28 protein-coding genes and 1 pseudogene are annotated in these 24,335 nt (G+C 34.5%); 3 read left to right on the forward strand and 26 right to left on the reverse strand.

Going from position 1 to position 24,335, the window contains the following annotated elements:
* Positions 1 to 45 precede the first annotated feature (45 nt).
* From SBH76_RS06650 to SBH76_RS06670, 5 genes are all read right to left on the reverse strand, one after another.
* Positions 46 to 579, reverse strand: coding sequence for a DUF2185 domain-containing protein (locus SBH76_RS06650; RefSeq protein WP_317977235.1), 534 nt, complete (start codon positions 577 to 579; stop codon positions 46 to 48).
* Between the two features lie 17 nt (positions 580 to 596).
* Positions 597 to 1,403, reverse strand: a complete 807-nt coding sequence (locus SBH76_RS06655) for a hypothetical protein (RefSeq protein ID WP_317977236.1) — start codon at positions 1,401 to 1,403, stop codon at positions 597 to 599.
* Between the two features lie 18 nt (positions 1,404 to 1,421).
* Positions 1,422 to 2,222 carry a class I SAM-dependent methyltransferase gene (locus SBH76_RS06660; protein WP_315086580.1) on the reverse strand — a complete coding sequence of 267 codons (801 nt, stop codon included), beginning with the start codon at positions 2,220 to 2,222 and terminating at the stop codon, positions 1,422 to 1,424.
* A 39-nt stretch (positions 2,223 to 2,261) separates the two neighbouring features.
* Positions 2,262 to 3,410, reverse strand: a complete 1,149-nt coding sequence (locus SBH76_RS06665) for a YcjF family protein (RefSeq protein ID WP_317977237.1) — start codon at positions 3,408 to 3,410, stop codon at positions 2,262 to 2,264.
* Between the two features lie 170 nt (positions 3,411 to 3,580).
* Positions 3,581 to 4,465: an acetamidase/formamidase family protein gene (locus tag SBH76_RS06670; protein ID WP_317977238.1), complete on the reverse strand. Its 885-nt coding sequence runs from the start codon at positions 4,463 to 4,465 to the stop codon at positions 3,581 to 3,583.
* 295 nt (positions 4,466 to 4,760) lie between these two features.
* Here SBH76_RS06670 and SBH76_RS06675 point away from each other — a divergent pair, with 295 nt between their 5' ends.
* Entirely contained in the window at positions 4,761 to 5,894 is a 1,134-nt protein-coding gene (locus SBH76_RS06675) for a low temperature requirement protein A (protein ID WP_317977239.1), read from the forward strand.
* Between the two features lie 32 nt (positions 5,895 to 5,926).
* Here the strand turns inward: SBH76_RS06675 and tnpA are convergent.
* The 21 genes and pseudogenes from tnpA to SBH76_RS06775 all read right to left on the reverse strand — a co-directional run.
* Positions 5,927 to 6,115, reverse strand: a pseudogene (gene tnpA, locus SBH76_RS06680) (IS200/IS605 family transposase); the annotation flags it as partial.
* Positions 6,057 to 6,296, reverse strand: a complete 240-nt coding sequence (locus SBH76_RS06685; protein ID WP_198007472.1) for a GntR family transcriptional regulator — start codon at positions 6,294 to 6,296, stop codon at positions 6,057 to 6,059. The gene SBH76_RS06685 and the pseudogene tnpA, both read right to left, overlap by 59 nt.
* Entirely contained in the window at positions 6,293 to 6,511 is a 219-nt protein-coding gene (locus tag SBH76_RS06690; RefSeq protein WP_009446402.1) for a DUF1648 domain-containing protein, read from the reverse strand. Before SBH76_RS06690 ends, SBH76_RS06685 begins: the two co-directional genes overlap by 4 nt.
* Positions 6,512 to 6,525: 14 nt before the next feature.
* Positions 6,526 to 8,088: a permease-like membrane multi-spanning protein gene (locus tag SBH76_RS06695; protein WP_009663740.1), complete on the reverse strand. Its 1,563-nt coding sequence runs from the start codon at positions 8,086 to 8,088 to the stop codon at positions 6,526 to 6,528.
* A complete protein-coding gene (locus SBH76_RS06700; protein WP_009663708.1) occupies positions 8,063 to 8,791 on the reverse strand; it encodes an ABC transporter ATP-binding protein in 729 nt (242 codons plus the stop codon). The genes SBH76_RS06695 and SBH76_RS06700 overlap by 26 nt, the downstream gene beginning before the upstream one ends.
* A 111-nt stretch (positions 8,792 to 8,902) precedes the next feature.
* Positions 8,903 to 9,520, reverse strand: coding sequence for a TetR/AcrR family transcriptional regulator (locus tag SBH76_RS06705; protein WP_009446406.1), 618 nt, complete (start codon positions 9,518 to 9,520; stop codon positions 8,903 to 8,905).
* Between the two features lie 209 nt (positions 9,521 to 9,729).
* Positions 9,730 to 9,942 (reverse strand): bile acid:sodium symporter family protein, encoded by a 213-nt coding sequence (locus tag SBH76_RS13925; RefSeq protein WP_009663762.1) that lies wholly within the window; start codon positions 9,940 to 9,942, stop codon positions 9,730 to 9,732.
* Positions 9,943 to 10,076: 134 nt separating this feature from the next.
* Complete coding sequence (locus SBH76_RS13930; protein ID WP_330370069.1) at positions 10,077 to 10,454, reverse strand: arsenic resistance protein; 378 nt, start codon at positions 10,452 to 10,454, stop codon at positions 10,077 to 10,079.
* Positions 10,442 to 10,609, reverse strand: coding sequence for a low molecular weight phosphatase family protein (locus SBH76_RS06715; RefSeq protein WP_009663721.1), 168 nt, complete (start codon positions 10,607 to 10,609; stop codon positions 10,442 to 10,444). The genes SBH76_RS13930 and SBH76_RS06715 overlap by 13 nt, the downstream gene beginning before the upstream one ends.
* Complete coding sequence (locus SBH76_RS06720) at positions 10,599 to 10,931, reverse strand: thioredoxin family protein (RefSeq protein WP_009663675.1); 333 nt, start codon at positions 10,929 to 10,931, stop codon at positions 10,599 to 10,601. Before SBH76_RS06720 ends, SBH76_RS06715 begins: the two co-directional genes overlap by 11 nt.
* Positions 10,932 to 10,943: 12 nt before the next feature.
* The gene (locus SBH76_RS06725) at positions 10,944 to 11,954 is read right to left on the reverse strand and encodes a permease (RefSeq protein ID WP_009663779.1); all 1,011 of its coding nucleotides are present in this window, start codon (positions 11,952 to 11,954) and stop codon (positions 10,944 to 10,946) included.
* Positions 11,955 to 12,031: 77 nt separating this feature from the next.
* Positions 12,032 to 12,304 (reverse strand): ArsR/SmtB family transcription factor, encoded by a 273-nt coding sequence (locus tag SBH76_RS06730; protein WP_009663735.1) that lies wholly within the window; start codon positions 12,302 to 12,304, stop codon positions 12,032 to 12,034.
* Between the two features lie 118 nt (positions 12,305 to 12,422).
* Positions 12,423 to 12,524: a hypothetical protein gene (locus tag SBH76_RS13970; RefSeq protein WP_035620343.1), complete on the reverse strand. Its 102-nt coding sequence runs from the start codon at positions 12,522 to 12,524 to the stop codon at positions 12,423 to 12,425.
* A gap of 225 nt (positions 12,525 to 12,749) precedes the next feature.
* On the reverse strand, positions 12,750 to 14,177 hold the full coding sequence (locus SBH76_RS06740) for a class I SAM-dependent RNA methyltransferase (protein ID WP_317977240.1): 1,428 nt from the start codon (positions 14,175 to 14,177) through the stop codon (positions 12,750 to 12,752).
* A gap of 57 nt (positions 14,178 to 14,234) precedes the next feature.
* Positions 14,235 to 14,498 (reverse strand): hypothetical protein, encoded by a 264-nt coding sequence (locus SBH76_RS06745; RefSeq protein WP_009663776.1) that lies wholly within the window; start codon positions 14,496 to 14,498, stop codon positions 14,235 to 14,237.
* A 79-nt stretch (positions 14,499 to 14,577) separates the two neighbouring features.
* Positions 14,578 to 16,785, reverse strand: a complete 2,208-nt coding sequence (locus tag SBH76_RS06750) for an ATP-dependent helicase (protein ID WP_317977241.1) — start codon at positions 16,783 to 16,785, stop codon at positions 14,578 to 14,580.
* 59 nt (positions 16,786 to 16,844) lie between these two features.
* On the reverse strand, positions 16,845 to 17,741 hold the full coding sequence (gene mnmL / locus SBH76_RS06755; protein WP_317977242.1) for a tRNA modification radical SAM protein MnmL/YtqA: 897 nt from the start codon (positions 17,739 to 17,741) through the stop codon (positions 16,845 to 16,847).
* Between the two features lie 173 nt (positions 17,742 to 17,914).
* The gene (locus SBH76_RS06760) at positions 17,915 to 18,370 is read right to left on the reverse strand and encodes a DIP1984 family protein (RefSeq protein WP_317977243.1); all 456 of its coding nucleotides are present in this window, start codon (positions 18,368 to 18,370) and stop codon (positions 17,915 to 17,917) included.
* An 18-nt stretch (positions 18,371 to 18,388) separates the two neighbouring features.
* The gene (locus SBH76_RS06765) at positions 18,389 to 19,261 is read right to left on the reverse strand and encodes a DMT family transporter (RefSeq protein ID WP_317977244.1); all 873 of its coding nucleotides are present in this window, start codon (positions 19,259 to 19,261) and stop codon (positions 18,389 to 18,391) included.
* 65 nt (positions 19,262 to 19,326) lie between these two features.
* Positions 19,327 to 19,818: an NUDIX hydrolase gene (locus SBH76_RS06770; protein ID WP_317977245.1), complete on the reverse strand. Its 492-nt coding sequence runs from the start codon at positions 19,816 to 19,818 to the stop codon at positions 19,327 to 19,329.
* On the reverse strand, positions 19,818 to 20,207 hold the full coding sequence (locus tag SBH76_RS06775; protein ID WP_317977246.1) for an SdpI family protein: 390 nt from the start codon (positions 20,205 to 20,207) through the stop codon (positions 19,818 to 19,820). Before SBH76_RS06775 ends, SBH76_RS06770 begins: the two co-directional genes overlap by 1 nt.
* A 202-nt stretch (positions 20,208 to 20,409) precedes the next feature.
* On the opposite strand from SBH76_RS06775, the gene SBH76_RS06780 reads away from it, so the two are divergent.
* Positions 20,410 to 21,546: an exonuclease SbcCD subunit D gene (locus SBH76_RS06780; RefSeq protein WP_317977247.1), complete on the forward strand. Its 1,137-nt coding sequence runs from the start codon at positions 20,410 to 20,412 to the stop codon at positions 21,544 to 21,546.
* Complete coding sequence (locus SBH76_RS06785; protein WP_317977248.1) at positions 21,546 to 24,311, forward strand: AAA family ATPase; 2,766 nt, start codon at positions 21,546 to 21,548, stop codon at positions 24,309 to 24,311. The genes SBH76_RS06780 and SBH76_RS06785 overlap by 1 nt, the downstream gene beginning before the upstream one ends.
* Positions 24,312 to 24,335: the final 24 nt, after the last annotated feature.

The following is a 24,335-nucleotide window of genomic DNA, read 5'->3' on the forward strand; positions in this document are numbered from 1 at the left end:
AAAGGCAGCGTATCAAATATACGCCGCCTTTTTGTTTACGATTTATTATGATTCATCATAGTCAGAGAAAATACTTTTTAATAATTCCTCTACATCATCATCAGACAAATCATGATTTTCCTGAACAACCTTTATATTTTCATAAATTTCTGCAAGCTCCTCCGGATCTCTGTTCTTATAATCCTCTGAGTTTTCAATCTTATACTCATATAAAATTTCATCTATCTCCTGCCTTGCAATTATATTAAAATCATCCTTTACAAGTTTCCCGTTTTCATCCCTGAGAAATCCGCTTCCTACAGGCGAGTTCAAAAAAGGAATGATATCCGAATCAATATTAGCTACTGCATTTAGAGTATATACACCGGCATTTTCAGCATTTGACATATATTCTTCATCCTCATCTCCTGCAGTGAATCTCCATCCGCTGTCTTCTTTGCGGTCGGCATGCTCTCTGTACATATATCCGACTTTTCTGCCTTCTACCATTATTCTGTCGGAAGCTATACAACCCTCAGGACCGTCTGTGTGAAAAAGATCTTTTAAATCTTCAGGTTTTATACAACATTTTTTATTCATTATAAATTACTCCCCTATTAATTTTCTAAAATTTCTTCTATTATTTCGCTTATCTCAATTGTTTTAAAAGGCCATAGTTCCGACTTGTTTGTAATATCATCATAAAAATTCTCAAGTGAGTCGGCAGGTGAGAGCACACCCAAACTGTAAGGTTTTAGTTTTATTCTTCCTATCTTTTTTAAATATGGCAGTAGTTCACCTAGATCCTTATGGTTAAACCAGCAGTCTGTCTCAAGCACAAACTCGGTATTCATCTTCTTATACGCAATACTGCTGTTTACAAAATCATCTATGGTAGGCTCAAAATCCTGTAATGTTCTTGCACAGGCTATATGATATTCTATCTTTCTCGGTCTAACCTCCAAATCCGAGACAAAACATATACCATATTTATCCTCAAACTTTATCGAGATAACATCTCCAAGTTCAAAATACGGTTCTCTTCTTTTTTGTGGCTTGGGCTTTTTAATAGGTCTTGGATTTTCACTTTGAATTTGAAGAGCTAATTTATTTAAAGCTTTCTGTCTCGCTTTTACCGCCCTTTCGTCTATCTCGTTCCATAGTTTGCTTGCACCTTTTGATATAATTTCCATAGCTTTATTTTTTATATCTTCATCCAAATGTCCTATCTTCCAAAGCGCATAGGCAAGAGATGTCCAGTATATCTCTGTATACAATTCATCTATGCAAAAATTTGCTTCCTCATCAAGCCATTCTCTTTTAATAAGCTCAACATCTATTCCATCCTTATATCGCTCCACGATATCATTATAAATATCATAAGCATCATCACTGTCTATAATTTTAACTCCGTCTATCGCCATAAAATCCCCTTTTAAAATCTATTTTGAACATAGATGAATCACCATAGTTCTTCTTAGTTTATCTGCAAAGTACATATATATTTTTGTCTTCAAGCTCATTCCCTTACAATGTAGCAAGGCATCAGAGAAGAATCCGTCAAGGCTTACTAATTTCATCTCCACTTCTTGTGAAAACACACAGACATCGTCTATACTAAAATACATTGTCGCATCTGTATTTCCTGTCTTTTTTACATACTTGTTTGCAAACTTTAAGCCTGTAGTATTTGTTACATCAAATACCAATTCAAATTTTGATATACGCTCTGCCATTCTTTTAATCATATTTACAATTTTAGGCTTTGTAAAATACTGATATACACCTGACACTACAACCATGCTTGGAAGCTTAGTGTCTATTTCATTTATCCATTCAAGTGTAAACATATCACCGGATATCAGCTTTTCATTTACAGCTTCACCCAGCAGACCCTTCCTTACATTTATAACATTTGGTAAGTCCACCTGATAAAATTTTGCAGTCTTATTCCCTATCCTGTCATATGCCGTTTCCAGCCCTGCTCCAAGAAAAACAACATTACATTCTTTATGTGCATTTAAAAATTCTTTTATTTTCTTGTCTATTGTCTGTTGCCTGCATGCACTTGCCATATTGAAAAATTCTGTAGTAGTAATTACCGGTACAATTTTTAAAAAATGTTCTTCAAGTTCCAAAGCCTTTCCATCATAGAAAAAGTCCGGAAATCTCTTAGATACATAAATTCTTGCCACAAGCGGAATATATAGTGTATCTTCAACACCACATAGTTTATTCTTCATAGTTTTACTCCTATGATAACGTTATAAATATTGTAACCTTTATTTTGATAACAGCTTTGTAAACAGTTTCTTCAAATTAGTTATGTTACCGTTTCTAAAGTCCTCATCTGTGACTATCATATTTATCTTTTCAATTATTTGTTTATTTAACTTGGCCTCAATTATTTTATTTATCCAATCCACATCGTCCAAAGACTTGTTTCCAAGGTAAATTTGCTCATATGTATACACACATACTTCACCTATTCCAAGAACGATAGCACCTGCAACAGCTGCATTTATTACAGAAGCCGCCAAATTAATTGCAGGAATTGCTTTTAGCGCATTTATAGCCGCCTTTGCCGCTAAACCTACAGTTCCCGCTTCCACAACAGAATTTAAAAATCTTTTAGAGTTTTTATCATTCTTGATACCATATATCTTTGCCAAAGAATTTATTTCACCAATTTCTAAAGGTGATAACAATGCTGCATCTGAAAGTGGAATAGGTATTGCAGCTATTGCAACAGCGCTTAGCGTAAAAGTAGCAATGGCAGTTTGTGCAAATGACCTTTTTCTGTTTAATTTAAACGCTTCAATATCTTTTCTTGCAGCTTGCATACCCTCAGGTATCAGCTCATAGGTCATATCTATAAGCTCCGTTATACCTTCCTGTGCCACAAACTGTTCTTCATCTATTTCATATATCAAAGCAACTACAGGAATAATGCCCTTTAGATTTTTAGTATTCTTTTGCTTTTCAAATACCTCTTTAACCATCTGTATATTTCTTTCACGCTCAGGCTTTGAATATGATTTTGTAATTACAACTATTATTGGAACAGATGGATAAATAGATGTCGCTTTAGAAAGACTTTTTATTGCCTCCGGAAATAATTTACTCGAAGTGCCTTCAACACAAAACCATATAACATTTATATCCGAGTTCTCTTTTCCCTCTTTAATGGCATTTTTTGACCACTTTTTTACAGCATTTATAGCCCCCATTCTTTTAAAAAATGAAGGTTCAAAACCTACAGTGTCTATAATATGAAAATCCGGTACATCACTTTCATATACTTTCAGTTCCTTTGTAGTACCCTTATCTCCAAAACCGGATTCAGCAATTTCTTCTCCTAAAACAGCATTGATCAAGGTTGATTTGCCGACACCTGAATCACCTATTACCAATATATTCCCCTTATCCATACTTTCTCCATTTATTCTTTCTTAGTATACTCTGTAGTAATTTATCATATGATTCTATTATAAAAGTAATCGGTATATAGTCAATGTATTGATAATTAAACTGTAAAAAACCGGAGATGTATTCATTCTCCGGCTAATATTACTATATCAATATTTAATTATACTTTTATCTAAAACAATTCACTCAGTATAGTTTTAGGAATGCACATCATAACCGTACGCTCGGGATCCACTACCTGACAAAATCTCAAGTCTCCAACTGCACTTATTAACATACCGGCATCATTGAATGAAAGTCCAAGTTTCTTTTGCATAACCTCATTTGCAATTCTTACTGCGTGAAATACGGCTTTTTCAATCTCTTCATGAGAATAGATAACACCACAGATATTATCATTTTCAAGCAGCGGTGTTTCAATACTTACACCTTTTATTACAGAAAGTCGCACAGTAACATCAGCGGAAATCTCCACACCACTGACCATTATTTCTCCATCTCCCATAGCCGCATGTACATCACCTAAAGAAAATATTGCTCCGTCATGAAATACAGGGAAATAAAGAGTCGCACCTTTTGCAATCCTCTTATTGTCCATATTTCCACCATGATTTCCGGGTGTTCCGCAATTTATAGCTCCACTCTTTGGTGCTACACCAATTACTCCAATCATAGGATTTACATCAAATACAATATTTTCATTAAAGTAAACCTTATTATTTTCCACCTTCAAACGCTTTACAGACTCTTCTTTTACTAAAGAACCCAATACACCGTTATCAGGGAGTGCGCACATCACACCTTGGTTTTCAAGCTTGATATCCAATATTTCAACTTTTAATACATCTCCGGCTACCGCATTTTTTACATATACCGGTCCTGTTGCCGGATTGATACAATCCCAGTTCAGACTACCAATAGATGAACCCTCTTCACTTAACTGATTATCAAAGCAATCATGTGTACGGAAAACCAGAGTTTCTCCATCCTCAACCTCTGCCACACATTTATTATTTCCATCAAATGCAAACACCATTTTGTTTTCTATTATTTTCATATCCAAATACAATCCGGTATTCTCCTGTATAGAATATTGGATCCTCTCCTTTCTGCAAAACCTGTTTTAGTATTATTTCCGTCTTTTCATCATTCTATAATAAATGTAGCTCTTACTCAAGTATAATTGTTTATACTCTATATCTTTTTTATCTAATAAAAGGCGACTACCTGATTCACCTTTTTCTGCATATAACTTATTAAATTCAATGCTAAAAAGGTCTTTTCTTGACTTTTATTTTTGACTATAATACACTTATTACGTTCGGATTATATTGAAATTTAAGGAGAAAATCATGACTTCAATTACACATAAACGTGTTGAATATACTGAGTTATTTTATGACTTGGTCTTTGTATACGCTATTTCTAAAGCAACAGCATTAATACATCATTTAGATAATGGCATAGTGACCTTTGAATCCATGCTCACATTTTTATTAACTCTCATTATCCTACTCAACAATTGGTTGATTCAAACCGGATTTACAAATCGTCACGGAAAGAATTCCCTTCTTAATATGTTTGTAAGTTTCTTAAATATGGGAATCCTACTTTTCATTTCTAATCTGATTACACAGGAGTGGGAACTTGCTTTCCAAAAGTTCTGCTTAGCACTAGGAACACTGAGCCTAACTTTATTCGTTCAGTATTTGATCGAATATATGAAAAAAAGCACTTCATGCGGATCATTAAGAACAGTACGCGGATTATTGTGGTTAACAGGTCTTAGAGCAGTCTCTGTCTATACAGCATCTTTTCTGCCTCTTAAGTTTGGTGTTCCCATTTTCTTGGCAGGTTTTTTATCTACTTTTGCTATGCCAATATTTATGGAAATGAGAGGAGAAAAGTTCATATCAAATCTACCTCATTTGATTGAAAGGCTATCGCTTCTTGTTATTATAACCTTCGGAGAGATGGTTATGGGACTTGCCCAGTTCTTCACTACCGAAAATTTTTCAATTAACTCAGTTCTTCTCTTTATTATTATGGCTTCGCTATTCCTCTTCTATTTTGGCGAATTCGACCATGCTATTGACGAGGCAACTGATGCCAATATATCATTCCTAATATATAGCCACATACCTATCATTGTTGGACTGATTGTAATAACTGTATCTATGAGTTTTCTCGTTTTGCCAAGCGTAAATCACCTCTTTGCTGCATCATTCTTCTATTTTGGAATTGCAATTTTTCAAGGAGCTACTCTTGCAAACAGCAAATATAATATAGAGGATTTTAAGTTTCCAAAATGTTACTATGCATTTCAAATAGTGCTATATCTTTGCGGCCTGATTCTAAGTCTATTATTATCAAAGAATCCTGACACAGTCATCTTGATTACTAGTATTATGAGCGTCTGTCAAACAGGAATCTTTATTGTGTACTTCGTAAAGAAAAAACCAGATTATAACTTATTACAATTATGACCACCGGCTCAGCCGGTGGTTTGTACTACCCCAATCATCAATGAGCTTTTCCCTTTGAGATAACCAACAATTTGTGACACACTGTATTTTGGTGGTATCTCTACAAGCATATGTATATGATCAGGACAACATTCTGCTTCGATTGTATGTATTCCTTTTCTTTCACAAAGGAGTCTTAATATTTTTCCTATGTCGACTCTTATCTTTCCAAAAATTAGTTTTATGTCTAACTTTTGGGGTGCACTTCATTTTTAAGAACTTTTTTTGAACTGTTGCAGGATTACGTCCCTCCCTCTGTGCTAAATCCCTTATAGGTGGCATCCGTTGTCCCGGAACATAGTCTCCTCTTAAAATAGTCGCTCTTAACACTGATGCAATTTGTAAATATGGATATATTTTCATTCGTTTTTACTTTTCCGCCCTCGTAAAAATTTCCAATATGCAGAGTATGGAATAACTGTAGCGAACAGAAGATAATATTTTCCAGCAAATATATCAGTGGTTCCTCTTGCATTGAAATGAACAGGAATTTTCTCCGGAAGAAATATGCAAACAATAAATATTACAAACATTATTCCTATCAGAACTAATAAATCTTTCAAAAATCTTTTTTTCATAGAACATTTCCTCCTTAAACTAAAAAATTTAATATACAAGTTTTTATATAAACGCCACCCGCAATAACGAGCAAAATAAGTGCTACTCCCAATAATGTAGGTACTATAGGAAAATGCAAAAACCAATGTAAAAGAATTGGTATAACTAATACAGTCATTCCAATAATTGAAGACACAATTACAGGCATACTCTGTTTTACTATCATCATCTCACTTTCCCATTCAAAGTTAGGGAATTTTTTATTCAAAGAAATTCCAATCACTGTTATAAAAATGGAATAACAAATAGGGACAATTATTAAGCTGACAGTTTGAATAATATCCATATCAAGCTTTACCAAAACTATAAACACAGAAATAATATATCCGATTAAATGAAGCGTAAGATTTACTGCAATCTTAGAATTCAAAATCGTTTTTACTCGAATAGGAGAACTTTGCAAAATCCAAACATTTTTACCTTCTAAAGATATAGAAAACGCTGCCGGACAACTAAGTACAAACATTGAAGCAATACATATTGGAGCAAAATTTGAAAGATATTCATTAATATTTTCGATTCCCGAATATTCCCCTATTTGTTGTAAAGAGTTAAACAGGAAAAATATACTGAAAACACATAAACATATTACACCAAAACCTGCATTCAACACTGCCATATATGAGTTTAGAAATAGTCCCATTTCCTTTTTATATAGGGCAAAAAATACCGATGTTCTACTATTAGAATTTTTGTTGTCGGAATATCTTGTTGTTGTTTTAGCAAGAGTATTAAGTAATCCATACTTCAATGAAACCATTTTGGCAAATATATAAAAAAATACTATTGAGAGAACAATAAATAACCCTACTCCAATGTGCATTGGAAAATTATAGTATTCCATAAATAGCTTAGATAGTGGGTACAATCCTGTAATTTGCTTAGAAAGCATAATCCCGATACTATTTTCATTACCTGATTTCATGGCTGACACTGCAATATATCCAATTATCCCTATCATTGCAAATGAAAAGATTAAAGCAATAACATTTTTTCTCTTAAAGAAAGATGAAGCAACAACTATAATGATTCCCATACATGCTGCTATACACATCGGTATCAACGGAACAAAAATCATGGAGGTAAAATACAATATAATCTGTAATACATTTAAACTTCCGTTTAACACCCAAACAATTCCTCCCGGAAGCATAAACATCAATCCTATTAAAAAATTCAATAAATACATAAACATAAACTTGCTGCTCATAATATCCGAACTTTTTACAGGCAACGACAAAAGATTTTCCATATCACGACTGCCAAATAAAATCCCATTTGAATAAAATATTGTCAAAAATAATATTGCAAAGCTTGATACCGACACCATATATTCCGGTATCAATTCCTGCTGTCCCACTTGTACCAATGTTTTAGCTGTTATGATATTATAAACAAAGAAAAATATGGCAAGAGTTATTATTCCAAAACTTGTAATAACAATCGAACTTTGTTTTTTATTCCCCGGCTCTTTCATTTCGTTGATTGGAAAGAAATTCATTAATTGTGCTCTAATTAATATCCAAATTTTGCTCATTATCCTGCACCTCCATGAAAAAAGTTTCCAAAGATTTATTGCCTTTGACTTCTTCTGTATTTCCGCTCGCAATTAACTTTCCATTTTTTATAATTGCAATTTTATTACATAATTTTTCTGCAACATCCAATACATGTGTTGAAAAGAAAATAGCTCCTCCATCTGATACGCATTCGTGCATTATTTTCTTTAGTAGAAAAGTTGCTTTCGGATCAAGTCCAACAAAAGGTTCATCTAAAATTAGTAACTTTGGAGAATGCACCAGTGCAGAAATAATCGCCGTTCTTTGCTTCATACCATGTGAATACGAAGATATCATTCCCGAAAGATGTTTAGTCATTTCAAATAAATCGCCGTATCTCTGAATTCTTTCTCTGCGTATCTCAGTAGAAACTTCAAATAAATCTGCAATAAAATTAATATACTGAAATCCTGTCAGATGTTCATATAAATCCGGATTATCCGGAATGTATGCCATCATTTTTTTACAAATAACAGGCTCCCCTTTAATGGAATGCCCATCAATCGTTATACTTCCATTCTCAAAATCATGAATTCCAACTACCGCCTTTATCGTTGTAGTTTTTCCGGCTCCATTTGCACCAATGAATCCATAAATATCTCCGGGCTGTACTGAAATTGATAAATTTTCAACAGCTTTTTTATTCCCATAGAATTTACTAAAATTCTTTATCTCTAACATAATTTCTATCTCCATTGACATTTTGTCAGTTATTCTTTGAAATAATACCGATAGCTTGCGTAGCAGTAGCTATCGGCATATTATTCTCCTTGCAAACATTCTTTTCTATTTTTAAGTACTAAAGATTTTTTTCGTATTTAAGCTTTGTTCAAGTATTATCTTAAATGCGTTTAAATAGTCACTAATAGGTTCTTTTTTCGAATCTCTTATACTTATGTTATTTGAAACAAAAACATAAGCTGTCATAAGAAATTCTGCTGTTTCTAATGGATATTTTACAGAAAAAACTTTTTCTGCTATTCCTTGACTTATAATTTTTTCAAAATATATTGTAAGTTTCTCAACAAGCTTATGGGATAACTTATCTAGCATATATTGATTTTCTTCAAGATCAACTGTCTTTTGTAGCACTGTACCCTCTGCTGAAACATTTTCCGAAGATATAATTGTGACATCTATAAATGATCTGATTTTTTCTATGGCAGTTTTATCTTCATCATAAACAATACTATAAATATCTTTCAGTAGTCTATCTGAATATTGTTCTACAAGACAATATAAGATATCCTCTTTATTCTTAAAATGATAATATAACAACCCTCTTGATATATTTACTTTATCAACTATATCCTGTGTTGTTGTATTGGTATATCCTTTCTCCATAAAGAGTATCATTGCAGCATCCATAATCTCTGCACGTCGTATTTCAGGTTCTTTTACATCTCTCATTTTATACCTCCTATTTAGAGGGTATCACACAACTGACAATTTGTCAATTATTTTCTCATTTCTCTTGAATTTTATGGTATAATATATTTACAATTTTAGAGAAATGCTTAATGCTTGCTTGACTTTTGTAGCAAGCACAGTAAGTGTACGGACACTTACAAAAAAATTGATGAATCAGCCCTTTGGGATCTGCATTCCCAATTATTAATCTAAAATTTGTATTCCATAGAATTTGCAAATTTTACTAACATAAGCATAACCGGAACTTCAACCAATACACCAACTACAGTTGCCAGCGTTGCCCCAGAGGACAACCCAAAAAGTGAAATTGCTACTGCTACTGCCAATTCAAAGAAATTAGATGCTCCTATCATACCACAAGGTGCAGCTATAGAATATGGTAATTTAGCGTAATACGCCATAACAAAAGTTATCCCAAAAATAAATAAAGTCTACAAAACAAGTGGTATTGCTATTAAGAAAATATTTAATGGTTGATTGATAATTTTCTCACCTTGGAATGAAAAAATGATGATCAATGTAAGCAAAAGTCCTGCTATAGTATATTTATCAAATCATTACTTGCTACTTGTACTAGAGTATATGCACTATCACCTTTGGTTAATTTACTCCATACAAAAACCATTGCGGTACATGGAGCCGCACCCAACAATACCGCTCCTGCTAAATACTCCAAAGCTAATTCTTTGCTGATAAAGCCTTTATAAATAATAAAGAAAAATAAACTTGCAATTAAATACATAGTAAATGGTTTTATAATCCAGTTAACAAACCACGTTATAAAAAGTCCCTTTGGATTCTTACCTATATCTTTAACACTATTAAAATCAATCTTTAACATCATTGGATAAATCATAATCCAAAGTAAGATGGTCGTTGGAATTGATACATTATTAAACTCTAGTTTCCCCATTCCTTGACTTCTTCTAATAAATCAAGCACCTTTCTTTCAATTTCTTCTATGACTTTTATAAATTCTTCATCTGGCTTTCCTGTTGGATCATCAAGCCCCCAATCAGCCTTTTTATAGTTAAACGGAAGAACCGGACAAACTACATTACACCCCATTGTTATTAGATACTCCACCTCTTGAGTTTTTTATAATCTCTACACATTCATCCGGATTTAGAACCTTACCATAACTTACAACCTTATTATCAATCACAAGTGCAGGGGTAGTCATAACACTCATAGATGCAATAACAGAGAAATCTCTTATATGTTTTATTTCTTCATTAACATCCAGTCTAGTTAAAGCTTCTTTAACATTGTTCTCTAAAGCATTACATTTAGAACATCCTGAGCCTAAAACATAGATTCCTTTTTCTTCAATCTTGCTTTCTCCTTGCTCTGATACTTGATTACAACAAGCTTTTTTCTTAAATAACATTTTTATTCCTCCTTAGATAAATAGATTTTGTAACACATTAAAAATATATCCTACTATTATAATTCCTATAGTGGTTATGGTGATGAACACATATAGAAGCTTTGGTTTAATAGCCTTTCTCAACATAATCATAGATGGCAAGCTTAGTGTAGTTACTCCCATCATAAAGGCTAAAACAGTTCCAAGCATTGCTCCTTTAGAAAGTAGTGCTTCTGCAATTGGTATAGTACCAAAAATATCAGCATACATTGGCACACCTACTAATGTTCCTAAAATCACACCAAATGGATTGTTCCCTCCCAGTACCTTTTCTATTAATACTTCCGGTATCCAGTTGTGAATAATTGCTCCAATTCCAACACCAACCAAGATATATGGAAACACTTTTTTAAAGGTTTCTACTACTGCATTCTTCGCAAATATTACTCTCTCTCTTTTTCCAATTTGTGCAACTTCAAGCTCAATTCCTTTTGGTGAATTCATGATAAAATCTTCAACTTCATTTTCCAGCCCAAGCTTTTCAATTATCATTCCTCCAACAACGGCGATCAAAAGTCCAAATAAAACATAGACTATTGCAACTTTGGCTCCAAATATGGTCATAAGAAGTACCAAAGACCCAAGATCGACCATAGGTGATGAAATTAAAAAACTAAAAGTAACTCCTAATGGAAGTCCGGCTGATGTAAAACCTATAAAGAGTGGAATAGATGAGCAAGAGCAAAATGGCGTAACTGTGCCTAAAAGTGCAGACATAATATTCGCCCAAATCCCCCTAAACTTTGATAATATTTTTTTACTTCGTTCAGGTGGAAAATAACTTTGAATATACGAAATAATAAAAATCAAAGTACATAATAAGATACCGATTTTAATCACGTCATAAATGAAAAATTGTACAGATGCACCCCATTTACCGGTTACATCAATATTTAATAGTTTTAATACATATCCTATTAAATCATTAAGCCACTTCATCCCTAAAATCTGATTTTGAATAAATTTTCCTATCGACAAAATCATTAAATCACCTCCTATACATCAAATATTTTTGATATGTTGTTTGTTTTTTTAGTCATCCAAACTCGGATGACCAGTTTTTATTTTAGATATTCATTTAATAATTGTATGACTTCATCAATTCCATTGTCTTTAATGCTATAATGTGTCCATTTACCATCTTGCCTTGCATTTATTAATCCTGTATCTGTTAATATCTTCATATGATAGGATAATCCGGATTGTGATAAATCAAGTTTGTCTAGGAGTACGCAAGCACATTTTTCTTCATCTTTGATTATATCAATTATTTTTAGTCTTTTAGAATCGCATAAAGCCTTAAATACCTTAGCATTCTCTTCATAATTTTTCATTATTAACCTCATATCAAATATTTTTGATGTATTTATTGTATACCAAATAAAACCGGTTGTCAACATCAAATCAAAAATATTTGATGTATTTTAAAATTTTCAGAAATCATCTATAAATTTATATTTGTGCATAAGTAGCCTTGCTTTCAGCACTTGTCAAATCAAGCTCATCCAGCTTAATTTCAACATCTATATGCTTATCGACATCAAATTTGGACAATAGTGCTACCGCCTCCGCAGTTCGCCGTTTCCGTTCTGTCTGCGTGCTTCGCACTTGACAGTCACGGACGGCTATTGCATGGGTGGTTTGTAATGCTCTCACTTCCCTTACGGGCCAGCATAACAACCGCCTCCGCAGTTCGCCGTTTCCGTTCTGTCTGCATGCTTCGCACTTGACAATCACGGACGGCTATTGCATGGGTGGTTTGTAATGCTCTCGCTTCCCTTACGGTCGCGACAGCATAACAACCGCCTCACAATTAACTGTGTTTGGGAACATGTCTACTCCCACGCACTTTTCCATTCTGTAGCCTGCGGCTTCCATTATTTTAAGATCTCGTACAAAAGATGTAGGCTTGCAAGATATGTACACGATTTTCTTTGCACCGAATTCAAGTATCTTTGGCAATGCCTTTGGATGGATGCCGTCTCTTGGCGGGTCAAGTATTATAATATCAGGATTAAATCCCAAGGTATCCACCACCTTTAATACATCTCCGGCTATAAACTCACAGTTATCAAGGCCGTTTTTCTTCGCATTTTCTATGGCGGCTTCAACGGCCTCTTCAACTATCTCCACGCCATAAACTTTTTCAGACTCAGATGCCAGAAGCTGAGCAATAGTACCTGTGCCGGAATACAGATCGAATACAGATTTCCCGGCCGTATCTCCAAGATACTTTCCGGCAACATTGTATAAAACCTCTGCTCCCTTAGAATTGGTCTGGAAGAATGAAAACGGTGTTATCTTAAAATCCAGCCCATTCAATCTTTCTGTAATATAGTCCTTCCCATGTAATAGAGTTGTTCCCTGATTTAGTACCGCATCTGCATATGAGTCATTCTTTGTATGCAAAATTCCTCCGATGCTTCCGTTTAGAATTCCCTTGTCGGTCTCTGACTTTAAATAATCTGCCCATTCTTTTATAAGTACTTCTTCCGCAGTTCCAAGTACAGAAGGCTCAGGTAATGAATTTGGATCCTCCACAAAACCGAAACTGCTTGTAGTTACCAAAGACACTAAAATCTCTCCTGTATACTCACTTCTTCTAATAAGCAAATGTCTTAAAAAACCTATATGGCTATTTTTATGAAAGTATGATACTTTTCTCTCCTTAAAAAAGTTTAAAGTAAGTTCAAGTATCTTGGTAAAATCACTGTCCACTATTTTACATTCAAAAACATTCACTATATCATAGTGACTGCCCTTCTTGTGCATGCCCAGTGCCAAATCACCGTCTTTTTGTTCATCACCAAAAGAAAACTCCATCTTATTTCTGTATGCCAGATACTTTGGTGAAGGTATAACTCCCTCCCAATCAAAATCCTTATCTGTTGCACCTTCCATAAGTGCTTTTAATTGTTCATTTTTTAATTTAAGCTGATTTTCATAGCTTAAATTCTGATAAGTACATCCTCCACATACCTCATAATGTATGCAAGGATTTTCATTGTCCTCTAATTGTGATTTTTCAATTATGTTTAATGCTCTTCCTTCAAGCTTCCCTTTTCTTTTTTTGGTAACAGCAAACTCTATAGTTTGACCTAAAATACCTTTCTTTATAAGTACCTTTTCTCCTTCAAGGTCAATATATGAGCTGTCGGGGAAATGGCTTTCTGTAATCTGTCCCTTTAAGATATCGCCTTTTTTCATTATCACCTCACAAAAGATAAGGCGACCTCAAGGGCCGCCATCATATCATGTTATTTCTTATTCTTCTATTTCATCATCAAAGTCATAGTCAAAATCATCATCAAAGTCTTCTTCGAAGTCTTCAAGATAATCAGGTGTGAAGAATTTGTATACCGCAAAAGCAATACCTGCTACAGCAGCGATAGCACCTATAATAGCCAAAACCCAAATAATGGTATTTTTCTTCTTCTCATCTTCTTCTCTCTTTGCCAAAAGACTGTTAAGTCTTGATGCATTAACCAATTCTTCCATTCTAGAACTTAAATTATTAAATTTATCCATAACCATACCTCTCTTCTAAAGATATATTTTGTGTACAAAGTCAGGCAAAAATGCTTAACTACTCAATTAATTGATTTTATCATATTTTAGTCAGATTGGCAAATCCTGCATACATCTTTTTAATTCCAAATTTCTCAAAATTGACCTTTACTTCAAAATCTCTTTCGCCGTCAACTATTTCAAGAACTTTACCCATTCCGAATTTTATATGTTTTACAGTATCACCTACAGAATAATCAAGACTCTGAGCCTTTTCAACTTTAAACTGTTTTCCAAAGCTGAGCGTTTTCTCAAAATTATTATTATTTACCGGAGTTTTTGTCTCCCAAGGCAATGCCCCGCCAAAACTACCGCTTTTTTCTGTATACCTTTTTTCGGTATCAAGAACATGTTTATTTAAAAGTTCTCTTGGAATTTCACTGACAAACCTGGACATCAAAGAATACCTTGTCTCACCATTTACCATTCTTTGCTTTGCCGATGTCAGTATAAGATTTTTCTTTGCTCTTGTTATACCTACATAAGCAAGTCTTCTCTCTTCTTCCAAATCCTCTCTGGAATTTGAACTCATAGCGCTTGGAAACAGACCTTCCTCCATGCCTGCAAGATATACAGTATCAAACTCAAGTCCCTTGGCACCATGTAAAGTCATAAGTGTTATTCTGTCGGCATTTTCATCCATCCTGTCAATATCGGCAACCAAAGATACATCCTCAAGGAAAAGTGAAAGTTCTCCGTCCTCATATTCTCCCGACTTATTTATAAGTTCCTCGATATTTTCTTTTCTGCTCTCACCTTCAATTTCACCCTCATCATAGAGGCTTTCAATATATCCGGTTTCCTCAAGAAGTTCTTCAATCAGATTTGCAATATTTGCCTTCCTTGCTACCTTCTCTCTAAACTCCTCAATCATTGTAATAAAACTCTTAATTTTATCACTTGCCTTACCTACTCCTGCCATTTCGCTTATACTCATGGCATCATAAAGGCTTATATTATTTTCATTGGCATACTCGCTTACCTTTGCAATAGTGGTAGCTCCTATTCCTCTTTTCGGCACATTAATAATTCTAAGTAATGCAATATCGTCATTACCATTGGCAATGGTCTTTAAATAAGCAAGCACATCCTTTATTTCTTTTCTTTGATAGAAGTTTACACCTCCCACAAGTTGATACGGAATGCCAAGAGTTACACAACGTTCCTCCAAAAGTCTGGACTGAGCATTTGTTCTGTAGAGCACAGCAAAGTCTCTGAAATTATCCCTTGCTCTGTCTCTAATATCCTTTATTATATTGTCAGCCTCTTCATTAGCAGTTTGAAATTGGCGAAGCTCTATATTTTCTCCACTATCTCCCTCTGTCCAAAGGCTTTTATCTTTTCTTCCCCTGTTGTTTTTTATGACAGCATTTGCCGCATCAAGTATATTTCCTGTGGAACGATAGTTTTGTTCAAGCTTTATCACCTTTACATTCTCAAACTTGTCTTCAAAACTTAGGATATTTTCAATATTTGCACCTCTAAACTTATATATACTCTGGTCGTCATCACCTACCACACATATATTTCCGTATTTTTGCGCAAGCAAATAAATAAGCCTAAACTGAGCTGTATTGGTATCCTGATACTCATCCACCATTATATATCTGAATCTGTCCTGATAATAATCAAGCACTTCAGGACATTTTTCAAAAAGCTCAACACTTCTGCAAATCAGATCGTCAAAATCCAGGGCATTATTCTTTTTTAGAGCACTTTGATATATCTCATAAAGTCTGGCTACTCCCTTTTCATATGAGTCTATGGCAGACTTCATAAATTCTGCCGGTGACATAAGTTCATTCTTACAACTGGAAATAATATTAAGTACTGCTCTTTCTTTATATACTTTTGTGTTTATATCATTCTCTTTGAAAATCTTTTTCATAAGAGTCTTTTGATCATCACTGTCATATATCGTAAAACTGTTGTCAAAACCAATCTTATCAATAAATCTTCTAAGGAATCTTACACAGCTTGAGTGAAATGTCATTACCCAAACAAAATTTCCCTCTTCACCTATAAGTTTACCTATTCTTTCTTTCATTTCCTTGGCAGCTTTATTTGTAAAGGTGATTGCCATAATATTATAGGGATCTACATGTTTTTCCTCTATCAAATATGCAATCCTGTGCATCAGTACACCGGTTTTTCCGGAACCCGCTCCCGCCAAAAGTAAAAGGGGACCTTCTGTAGTAAAAACCGCCTGTTTTTGTTTATCATTTAATTTATCGTATATAGTAGACATAATACCTCTAAAAGTTTTCTTTATTTCATTTTAGACCAAAACATATGTTCTTGCAAGCCTTATAAAAATTCTTCTCTGATCCTTTTATTTATATAATTGAGTACTCTTTTTTTGTCTGCGCTCCACATCGGCTCAATAAGAAGCTTCTTATCTCCGTCTCCGGTCATTCTATGTATGATTGTACTCTCCGGAAGTATTTTTAAACAATTTATAAGTACCTCGGTATATTCTTCAAGGCTCATTATTTTAAACGGTTGATCTTTGTATTCCTTTGCAAGTCTTGTTCCTCTTAGTACATGAAGTCCATGTATCTTAATACCGTCTATTTTCTTTTTGGCAAGGTACTTAGCTGTGGCATACATATCCTCTTTACTTTCACCCGGCAACCCAAGAATCATATGTACTATTACTTCAAAATTTCTTTGCTTCAGCTCATCATATGTCTTTTCAAATACATCAAGTGTATAACCTCTGTTAAACGCCTTTGCAGTGTTTTCATTTATAGTCTGAAGACCAAGTTCTATCCAAACAGGCTTTAACTGATTTAAACGCTCAAGTCCGTCCAACATCTCTTCACTAAAGCAATCGGGCCTTGTAGCAATGGAAAGTGCCACTATTTCATCTCTTTGTATAGCCTTCTCAAACAAGCTGATTAGTCTCTTCGTATCTCCATACGTGTTTGAAAATGATTGAAAATAAGCAATATATTTTCTATCGCATTCCTTTATTGAGCCCGGAATCTTCGCTGAAATCAAGTTTTTCGCTTTTTCTATTTGCTCTTTTATATCGTTGGCGCTTACTGCAAACTCTCCCGAGCCTTTTTCAGAGCAAAAACTACAGCCACCTACCCCAACCTTTCCGTCACGGTTGGGGCAGGTGGCTCCTGTAGTCAGTGCCAATCTGTACACTTTTGTTCCAAATTTTTCTTTACAATAATCTGATATTGTTTTTATCATAATCCCACTTCCCTCCCTCACACAAACAGTCAGTAATCGGTAATAACAGTAATTTATAACAATACACTTGTACACTGTCGGGGCATAACTATAAACAAATGCTTGCCCAAGGCCCCAATATGTGCGCAAACGCCGTTTTTACTCGCCCTGAATATGCTACCATCTAAAAAATATTATTCTATAAGTTCAGTAGTCCAGTTTGTTTCCTGGATTTTATTATCTATAAGTCTGATTTCTTTTGCTGTCTCATCAGCCTCTTTTTGCCAAGCCTTAACATCTATCACAGGAACTATCTTTATCTCTGTATTTCTGGCTCTGTCTGTATTGCTGCTTCCCACATACACACTGTCTCTGTAAGCAGATGACTTTACTTGCAAAGCATCCTTTCTTGCAAGCAATTCTGTAATAGACTTTCCGTCAACTTTTGTTTCACAGTTTGTCTTATTGATAGCAGCTATCAAATATTCCAATCTGTTAATACAGGCATCAAGCTCCTTTTTTAAATCCTTAGGATCTTCTGCAGGCTTTTCTCCTTCCTGCACCAATATATTTCTGTTTAATCTACCCTTCAAATCTTCTATTTTGATATTGAGATCTGCTCTTTCCTGTAAAGCTACCGCTAATTTCATATAACTCCCTTCAAATCCTTATTCTTTCTTTTCTTTAATTTGAATCACTATTGACATCAGTATAAAGCATATACCGACAAAAATCCTCAGACTCATATGTTCTCCAAGGAATATTACTCCAAGTAAAATACTGCTCACCGGCTCTATAGTGCTAAGAAGTGCCGCCGTCTGAGCTCCGCACATAGGTGCACCGATTTGGAATGTTGCAAGTGCCAATGTAGATATAACAGCCGCCATAAATACACTCATTCCTATAGCTGTGGTATCCATTTGAAATCTGAACTTACCGGATACAAGCATAACTATGGCAATCTCTATTGCAAGTAAAAACGAAAGCCATGCAGACATTTTAATTACAGGTATCTTACCCGCTTTTCCATGTGTCAACACTATAATATATATGGCATAACCTACACCTGAGGCAAGTGCCATAACCATTCCCAAAATATTTATATTTCCGTCAGGTTGATAGAACACACCTATACCTATTGCACAGAACAATAAACATAACAGCTTTATCTTACTTATTTTTTTTCTAAAAATCAATAACTCAAGTAAAATAACTGCTGCCGGATATGAAAAATGCAATGTCGAAGCCAAACCTGATGATATATAGCTGTATGATAAAAATAACAATATACACATAATAACTTCAGGAACAGACAAAATAAATATTGATATAAACTCATCCTTAGTTAACCAAATACTTTGTCCAAGCATCATATAAATGGCGGCAAATACCGCTCCGCTTATCAAAAATCTAAGCACCAGCAGACTATATGCGTCTCCGCCGTGAGCATATATGATCTTTGCAAAAAAAGGCTGCAGTCCGAAGAAAAATCCGGACAGTAATAAGTATATTTCACCTTTTATACGAATTTTCTTTTCCATAATTCCCCCTCAAATCCAATGATTTATTTTATTATACAATATTGCTTCCGAAAATTCATCTATGATTATATATCCATTGATTTTCCATCCAGGAAAGCTTCACTCAGTATTTCATCCTCATTATACACCAGTTTAAGTGAGAAAAATTCCTCTCTCTCTTCTAAAAGCTTCAGAAAAATTTTATCACCTTCCCATAAATTTAGATTCAACACCTCTTTTTTATCTATCCATTTTAATACACCTTCATTACATTCTATGGGATCCCCTACTACATTTCTTCCGACAAAAAGGTGCATATACTCTACAACTTCCTCTCCTGCTTTACCATATACAAAGGTTACGATACCTCGAAAATCAAAATCGCAAAGTTCATATCCCGTCTCTTCTCTTACTTCCCTGACAAGGCAATCCTCAGGACTTTCCATTTCCTCAAAATGTCCGCCAACCCCTATCCACTTATCTTTGTTTATATCATTTTTCTTACTTACTCTATGAAGCATCAAATATTTATCATCTCTCTCAATATAGCATAGAGTGCAAAGCTTAACTTTTCTCATTATTTGTCCTTTCTGTTTCCATTTTTATCAAATCTTTTTCTAAGTGATATTTCTGTCGGAATAACCGGCAAAAGCATTGCTACCAACTGAACATAGCATATAATCATTCCGGCAAATCCCACAGTATCTTTATCTTTTCCGATAAAAAAGAATAATACAATTATACTTATTAACCCTACTGCAATACCGAATCTAAACCAGAGCTTACCAAAAAATCTATGTGCATACTCCCATGTTTCTTCATTTTTCATAGACATTACAGTACGGTATCCGAATGCAAACTTACTTCTTGCTATTTTGGGAGGCTTTTTTTCAAAGACACGTCCGTAAATTATCATAACAAAAGGAGTAAGTAAGTTCATTACAAGCATAAAAATCCAAAAATTCATAAGTCAACTTCCTTTTATATTTTATAGTTTAATGCACGCAAAACAAAGAAAATAGTCTAAAAATTTTCACTATCCTTCTTCCTTATGCTATAATATTAACATATATATTTTTATACTTAAAGCTATAATATATTTATTTTTTATATGGTTTTTTAGCTATAAGAATAAAATCCGTAATCATACAAGTGAAAGGAATCAGCTCATGAAGCTTATGCATCTATCCGATTTACACCTTGGAAAACGTGTAAATGAATTTTCAATGCTGGAAGACCAGACCTATATCCTCAATAAAATCATTCATATTATAGATGAGGAACAACCAAGCGGTATAATACTTGCCGGTGATATCTATGATAAGCCCATTCCTCCTGCCGAAGCGGTGGAGCTTTTTGATGATTTTCTCTATAAACTGTCACAGAGAGAACTAAATGTTTTTATAATAAGCGGCAATCATGATTCTGCAGAGCGTATTGCATTCGGTTCCAGACTGTTTGATAAAGCAGGCATACATCTGTCTCCGGTTTATAACGGCAATATTTCTCCAATTGAACTTTCTGATGATTTTGGAAAGATAAATATATACATGTTGCCTTTTATAAAACCTGTTAATGTTAGAAGATATTTTCCGGATGAAGAAATAAATTCATATACCGCCGCCGTCTCCACTGTAATCGATAATATGCCTATAGATACTGATAGTAGAAATATCCTTGTCACTCACCAGTTTGTTACAGGCTCTTCAAGAACAGAATCAGAAGATATTTCCGTTGGCGGTAGTGACAATGTAGATGCAAGCGTTTTTAAAGACTTTGATTATGTGGCACTTGGACATATTCACCGTTCGCAAAACTGTGGAAGTGAGTATATAAGATATTGCGGTACACCGCTAAAGTACTCATTCTCTGAAGCAAATGATACCAAGAGTATAACCGTAATTGATATAAAAGAAAAAGGAAATATAAAACTTGATTTCATTCCTCTCACACCGCTTCGTGATATGGTGGAAATAAAAGGTAAATATAATGAAATTATGCTTAAAGATTTTTATGAAGGCAGTACTTTAAGAAATGACTACCTTCATATCACCTTGACTGATGAAGATGATATACAGGATGTTATAACAAAACTTCGTGTGGTTTACAAAAATATAATGAAGCTTGATTATGACAATCAAAGAACAAGAAACAGTGCCGAGATAAACCTTATCAATGATATGGAATCAAAGTCACCTCTTGAATTGTTTGATATATTCTATGAGTCAAGAAACGGTCAACATTTAAATGATATACAAAAAGATTTTATGAAAAATATTATTGAAGATATTTGGAGGGATAAATAATGAGACCTATAAAATTAACAGTTTCTGCATTTGGACCTTATGCCGGCAAAACGGAATTTGACTTTGACAAGCTTGGTACAGGCGGTCTTTATCTTATAACCGGTGATACAGGCGCCGGTAAAACAACTATTTTTGATGCTATTACCTATGCTCTTTACGGGGATCCAAGCGGTAATAACAGAGAAGTTTCCATGTTTCGCTCAAAGTATGCAAGCGATGAAACACCTACATTTGTGAAACTTATCTTCAATTATAAGGGAAAGAAATATACCATCAAAAGAAATCCGGAATATGAAAGAGCGGCACAACGAGGATCAGGGCTTACAAAGCAGACTGCAGCTGTGGAGCTTATTCTTCCCGATGGAAAACCAATCACCAAAACCAGAGAGGTTGATAAGGAAATAAACAATATCATAGGTATTAACAGAGATCAGTTCTGTCAAATAGCAATGATTGCACAGGGAGATTTCCTAAAACTTTTAATAGCACCTACTAAAGACAGAATAGAAATATTCAGGCATATATTTAAAACAAAACTTTATTCAGATCTGCAAAGCAGGTTAAAGTCAGAAGCATCCGCTCTTGATAACTCCTGCTCAAAAATAAAGCAAAGTATTTCACAGTATATCTCAGGAATAAGTTGTGATGACTCCTCACTGCTTTATACAGAGGTTACAAAGGCAAAAAACTCTGAATTACCTACAGATGAATGTATTGAGCTTATTGAAAAACTTATATCAGAAGATATTGCAGCTGAAGAAAAGACTGCTGACTCGATATCTGAAATAGAAAAGCAACTTGATGTATTAAAGATAAATATTGAGCGTGGCGAGAATTATCTGAAAGCAAAGTCAGCCTTTGAGCAAAATGAAATACAGATTTCAAGACTCACTGAAGACAAGCTCTCTTTAACAAAAGCTTTAGAAGACGAACAGAAAAAAACATCACTCCAGGAAAAGCTTACTAAGGATTCTGCAACTATAGAGTCTCAATTGTCTGAGTATGATGAATTAAGCCAAAAAGAATCAGCCTTTAAGAATAATGTTGCAAATATAGAGAAAAACAATGCTCTGCTTATAAAAACAGGAAAAGATATAGAAGATTTAAAAGCTGAAATCGAGCGATTGAGTGAAGAATCAAAAGCTCTACAAAAATCTGGAGAGCAAAAGATTTTATTTGAAAATCAAAAGTCTGTTTATAAGGATAGCCTCTCAAAGTTAAATACTTTATTAAAGAGCATGGAAAGTCTGATACAAATTGCCGCAGAGTACAAAGAGGCTACTGTAATATACGAAAAGAAAAAAGCTATAGCAAACGAGCTTGACCTATCTTTTAAAGTGAAAAACAATCTTTATCTTGATGCTCAGGCAGGTCTTTTGGCAGAAACCCTTGTAGATAATATGCCCTGTCCTGTATGTGGTTCCCTATCACACCCGCAAAAAGCCGTCAAGCCCACTGATGTTCCAGAAAAGGATGAACTGGATGCTCTCCAATCCAAGCTTTCAAAGGCGAATGCCGAGGCAAATGATGCCAGCCTTAGAGCCGGAAACTTAAGAGGTATAAAGAACGAGAAGACAGATGCTACAGTGTCCTCTATCAAGGAACTTCTTGGTGATATCGATATGAATAATGCCACCGATATTACAAGGTCAAAAATAACCGAACTTGAAAGTAATATCAAAGTACTTGACCAAAATATCCGGACGGAAGAAAAAAACATTGCCCGAAAAGAAGCTATTGAAGTCAGACTTCCTCAGTCACGTGCAAGGGTAGAAGAATTGCAAAGCGGTATAACTGCTATCAGCAATACAATAAGTACTTTGACATCTGAGAATAACTCACTAAATAAGAGAATTATTGATTTAAAATCAAAACTTGCATTTGCTTCAAAGCTTGAAGCAACCAAGGAAATACAAAAGAATCAAGAAATGATTTTAAAAATAAAAAAAGATATAGAGCTGGCTGCAAAGAGATTAAATGAGTGCAGTGAAAATCTGGCTTCAGCCAATGCTACAAAGGATGAGCTTTCAAAGCAGATGGAAAATAAGCAGGAAATTGATCTTGAAGCTGAAAAACAAAAAATGGTTGGACTTACTGCAAACAAAATTCAGTTTAATAAAAATAAGGAGAATATTCATAGCCGAATAGTAAATAATAAGTCAAATCACGATAATATAAAGCTCAAATCCTCCGAGCTTATAGATATTGAGAAAAAATACACCTGGGTAAAAGCTCTCTCAGATACTGCAAACGGCACTATCACCGGGAAAGATAAGATAATGCTTGAAACCTATATTCAAATGCATTACTTTGACCGAATTATCTCAAGAGCAAACGCCAGACTGATGATAATGACAGACGGTCAATATGATCTTATCCGTAGAGAGGAATCCCTTAGTAAAGTCGGACAAACCGGACTTGATCTTGATGTAATAGACCACTACAACGGTACTACAAGAAGTGTAAAATCACTCTCCGGTGGTGAATCATTTAAAGCTTCTTTAGCTTTAGCACTTGGACTCTCTGATGAAATTCAATCATCTGCCGGCGGTATACAACTTGATACTATGTTTATAGACGAGGGCTTCGGCTCACTTGATGAAGACTCCCTCGCTCAGGCAATGAATGCCCTTGCATCACTTGCAAGCAACAATAAGCTTATCGGCATCATCTCCCATGTGGGTGAACTCAAGCAAAAAATCGACAAACAAATTATTGTAAAAAAGGACAAGACCGGCGGAAGCAGGGCTGAGATAATAATATAGAAAAATAGGTACTGCAAAATCGTT

It is taken from the genome of Lachnoanaerobaculum sanguinis (assembly GCF_033242365.1).
GTDB classification, from domain to species: domain Bacteria; phylum Bacillota; class Clostridia; order Lachnospirales; family Lachnospiraceae; genus Lachnoanaerobaculum; species Lachnoanaerobaculum sanguinis.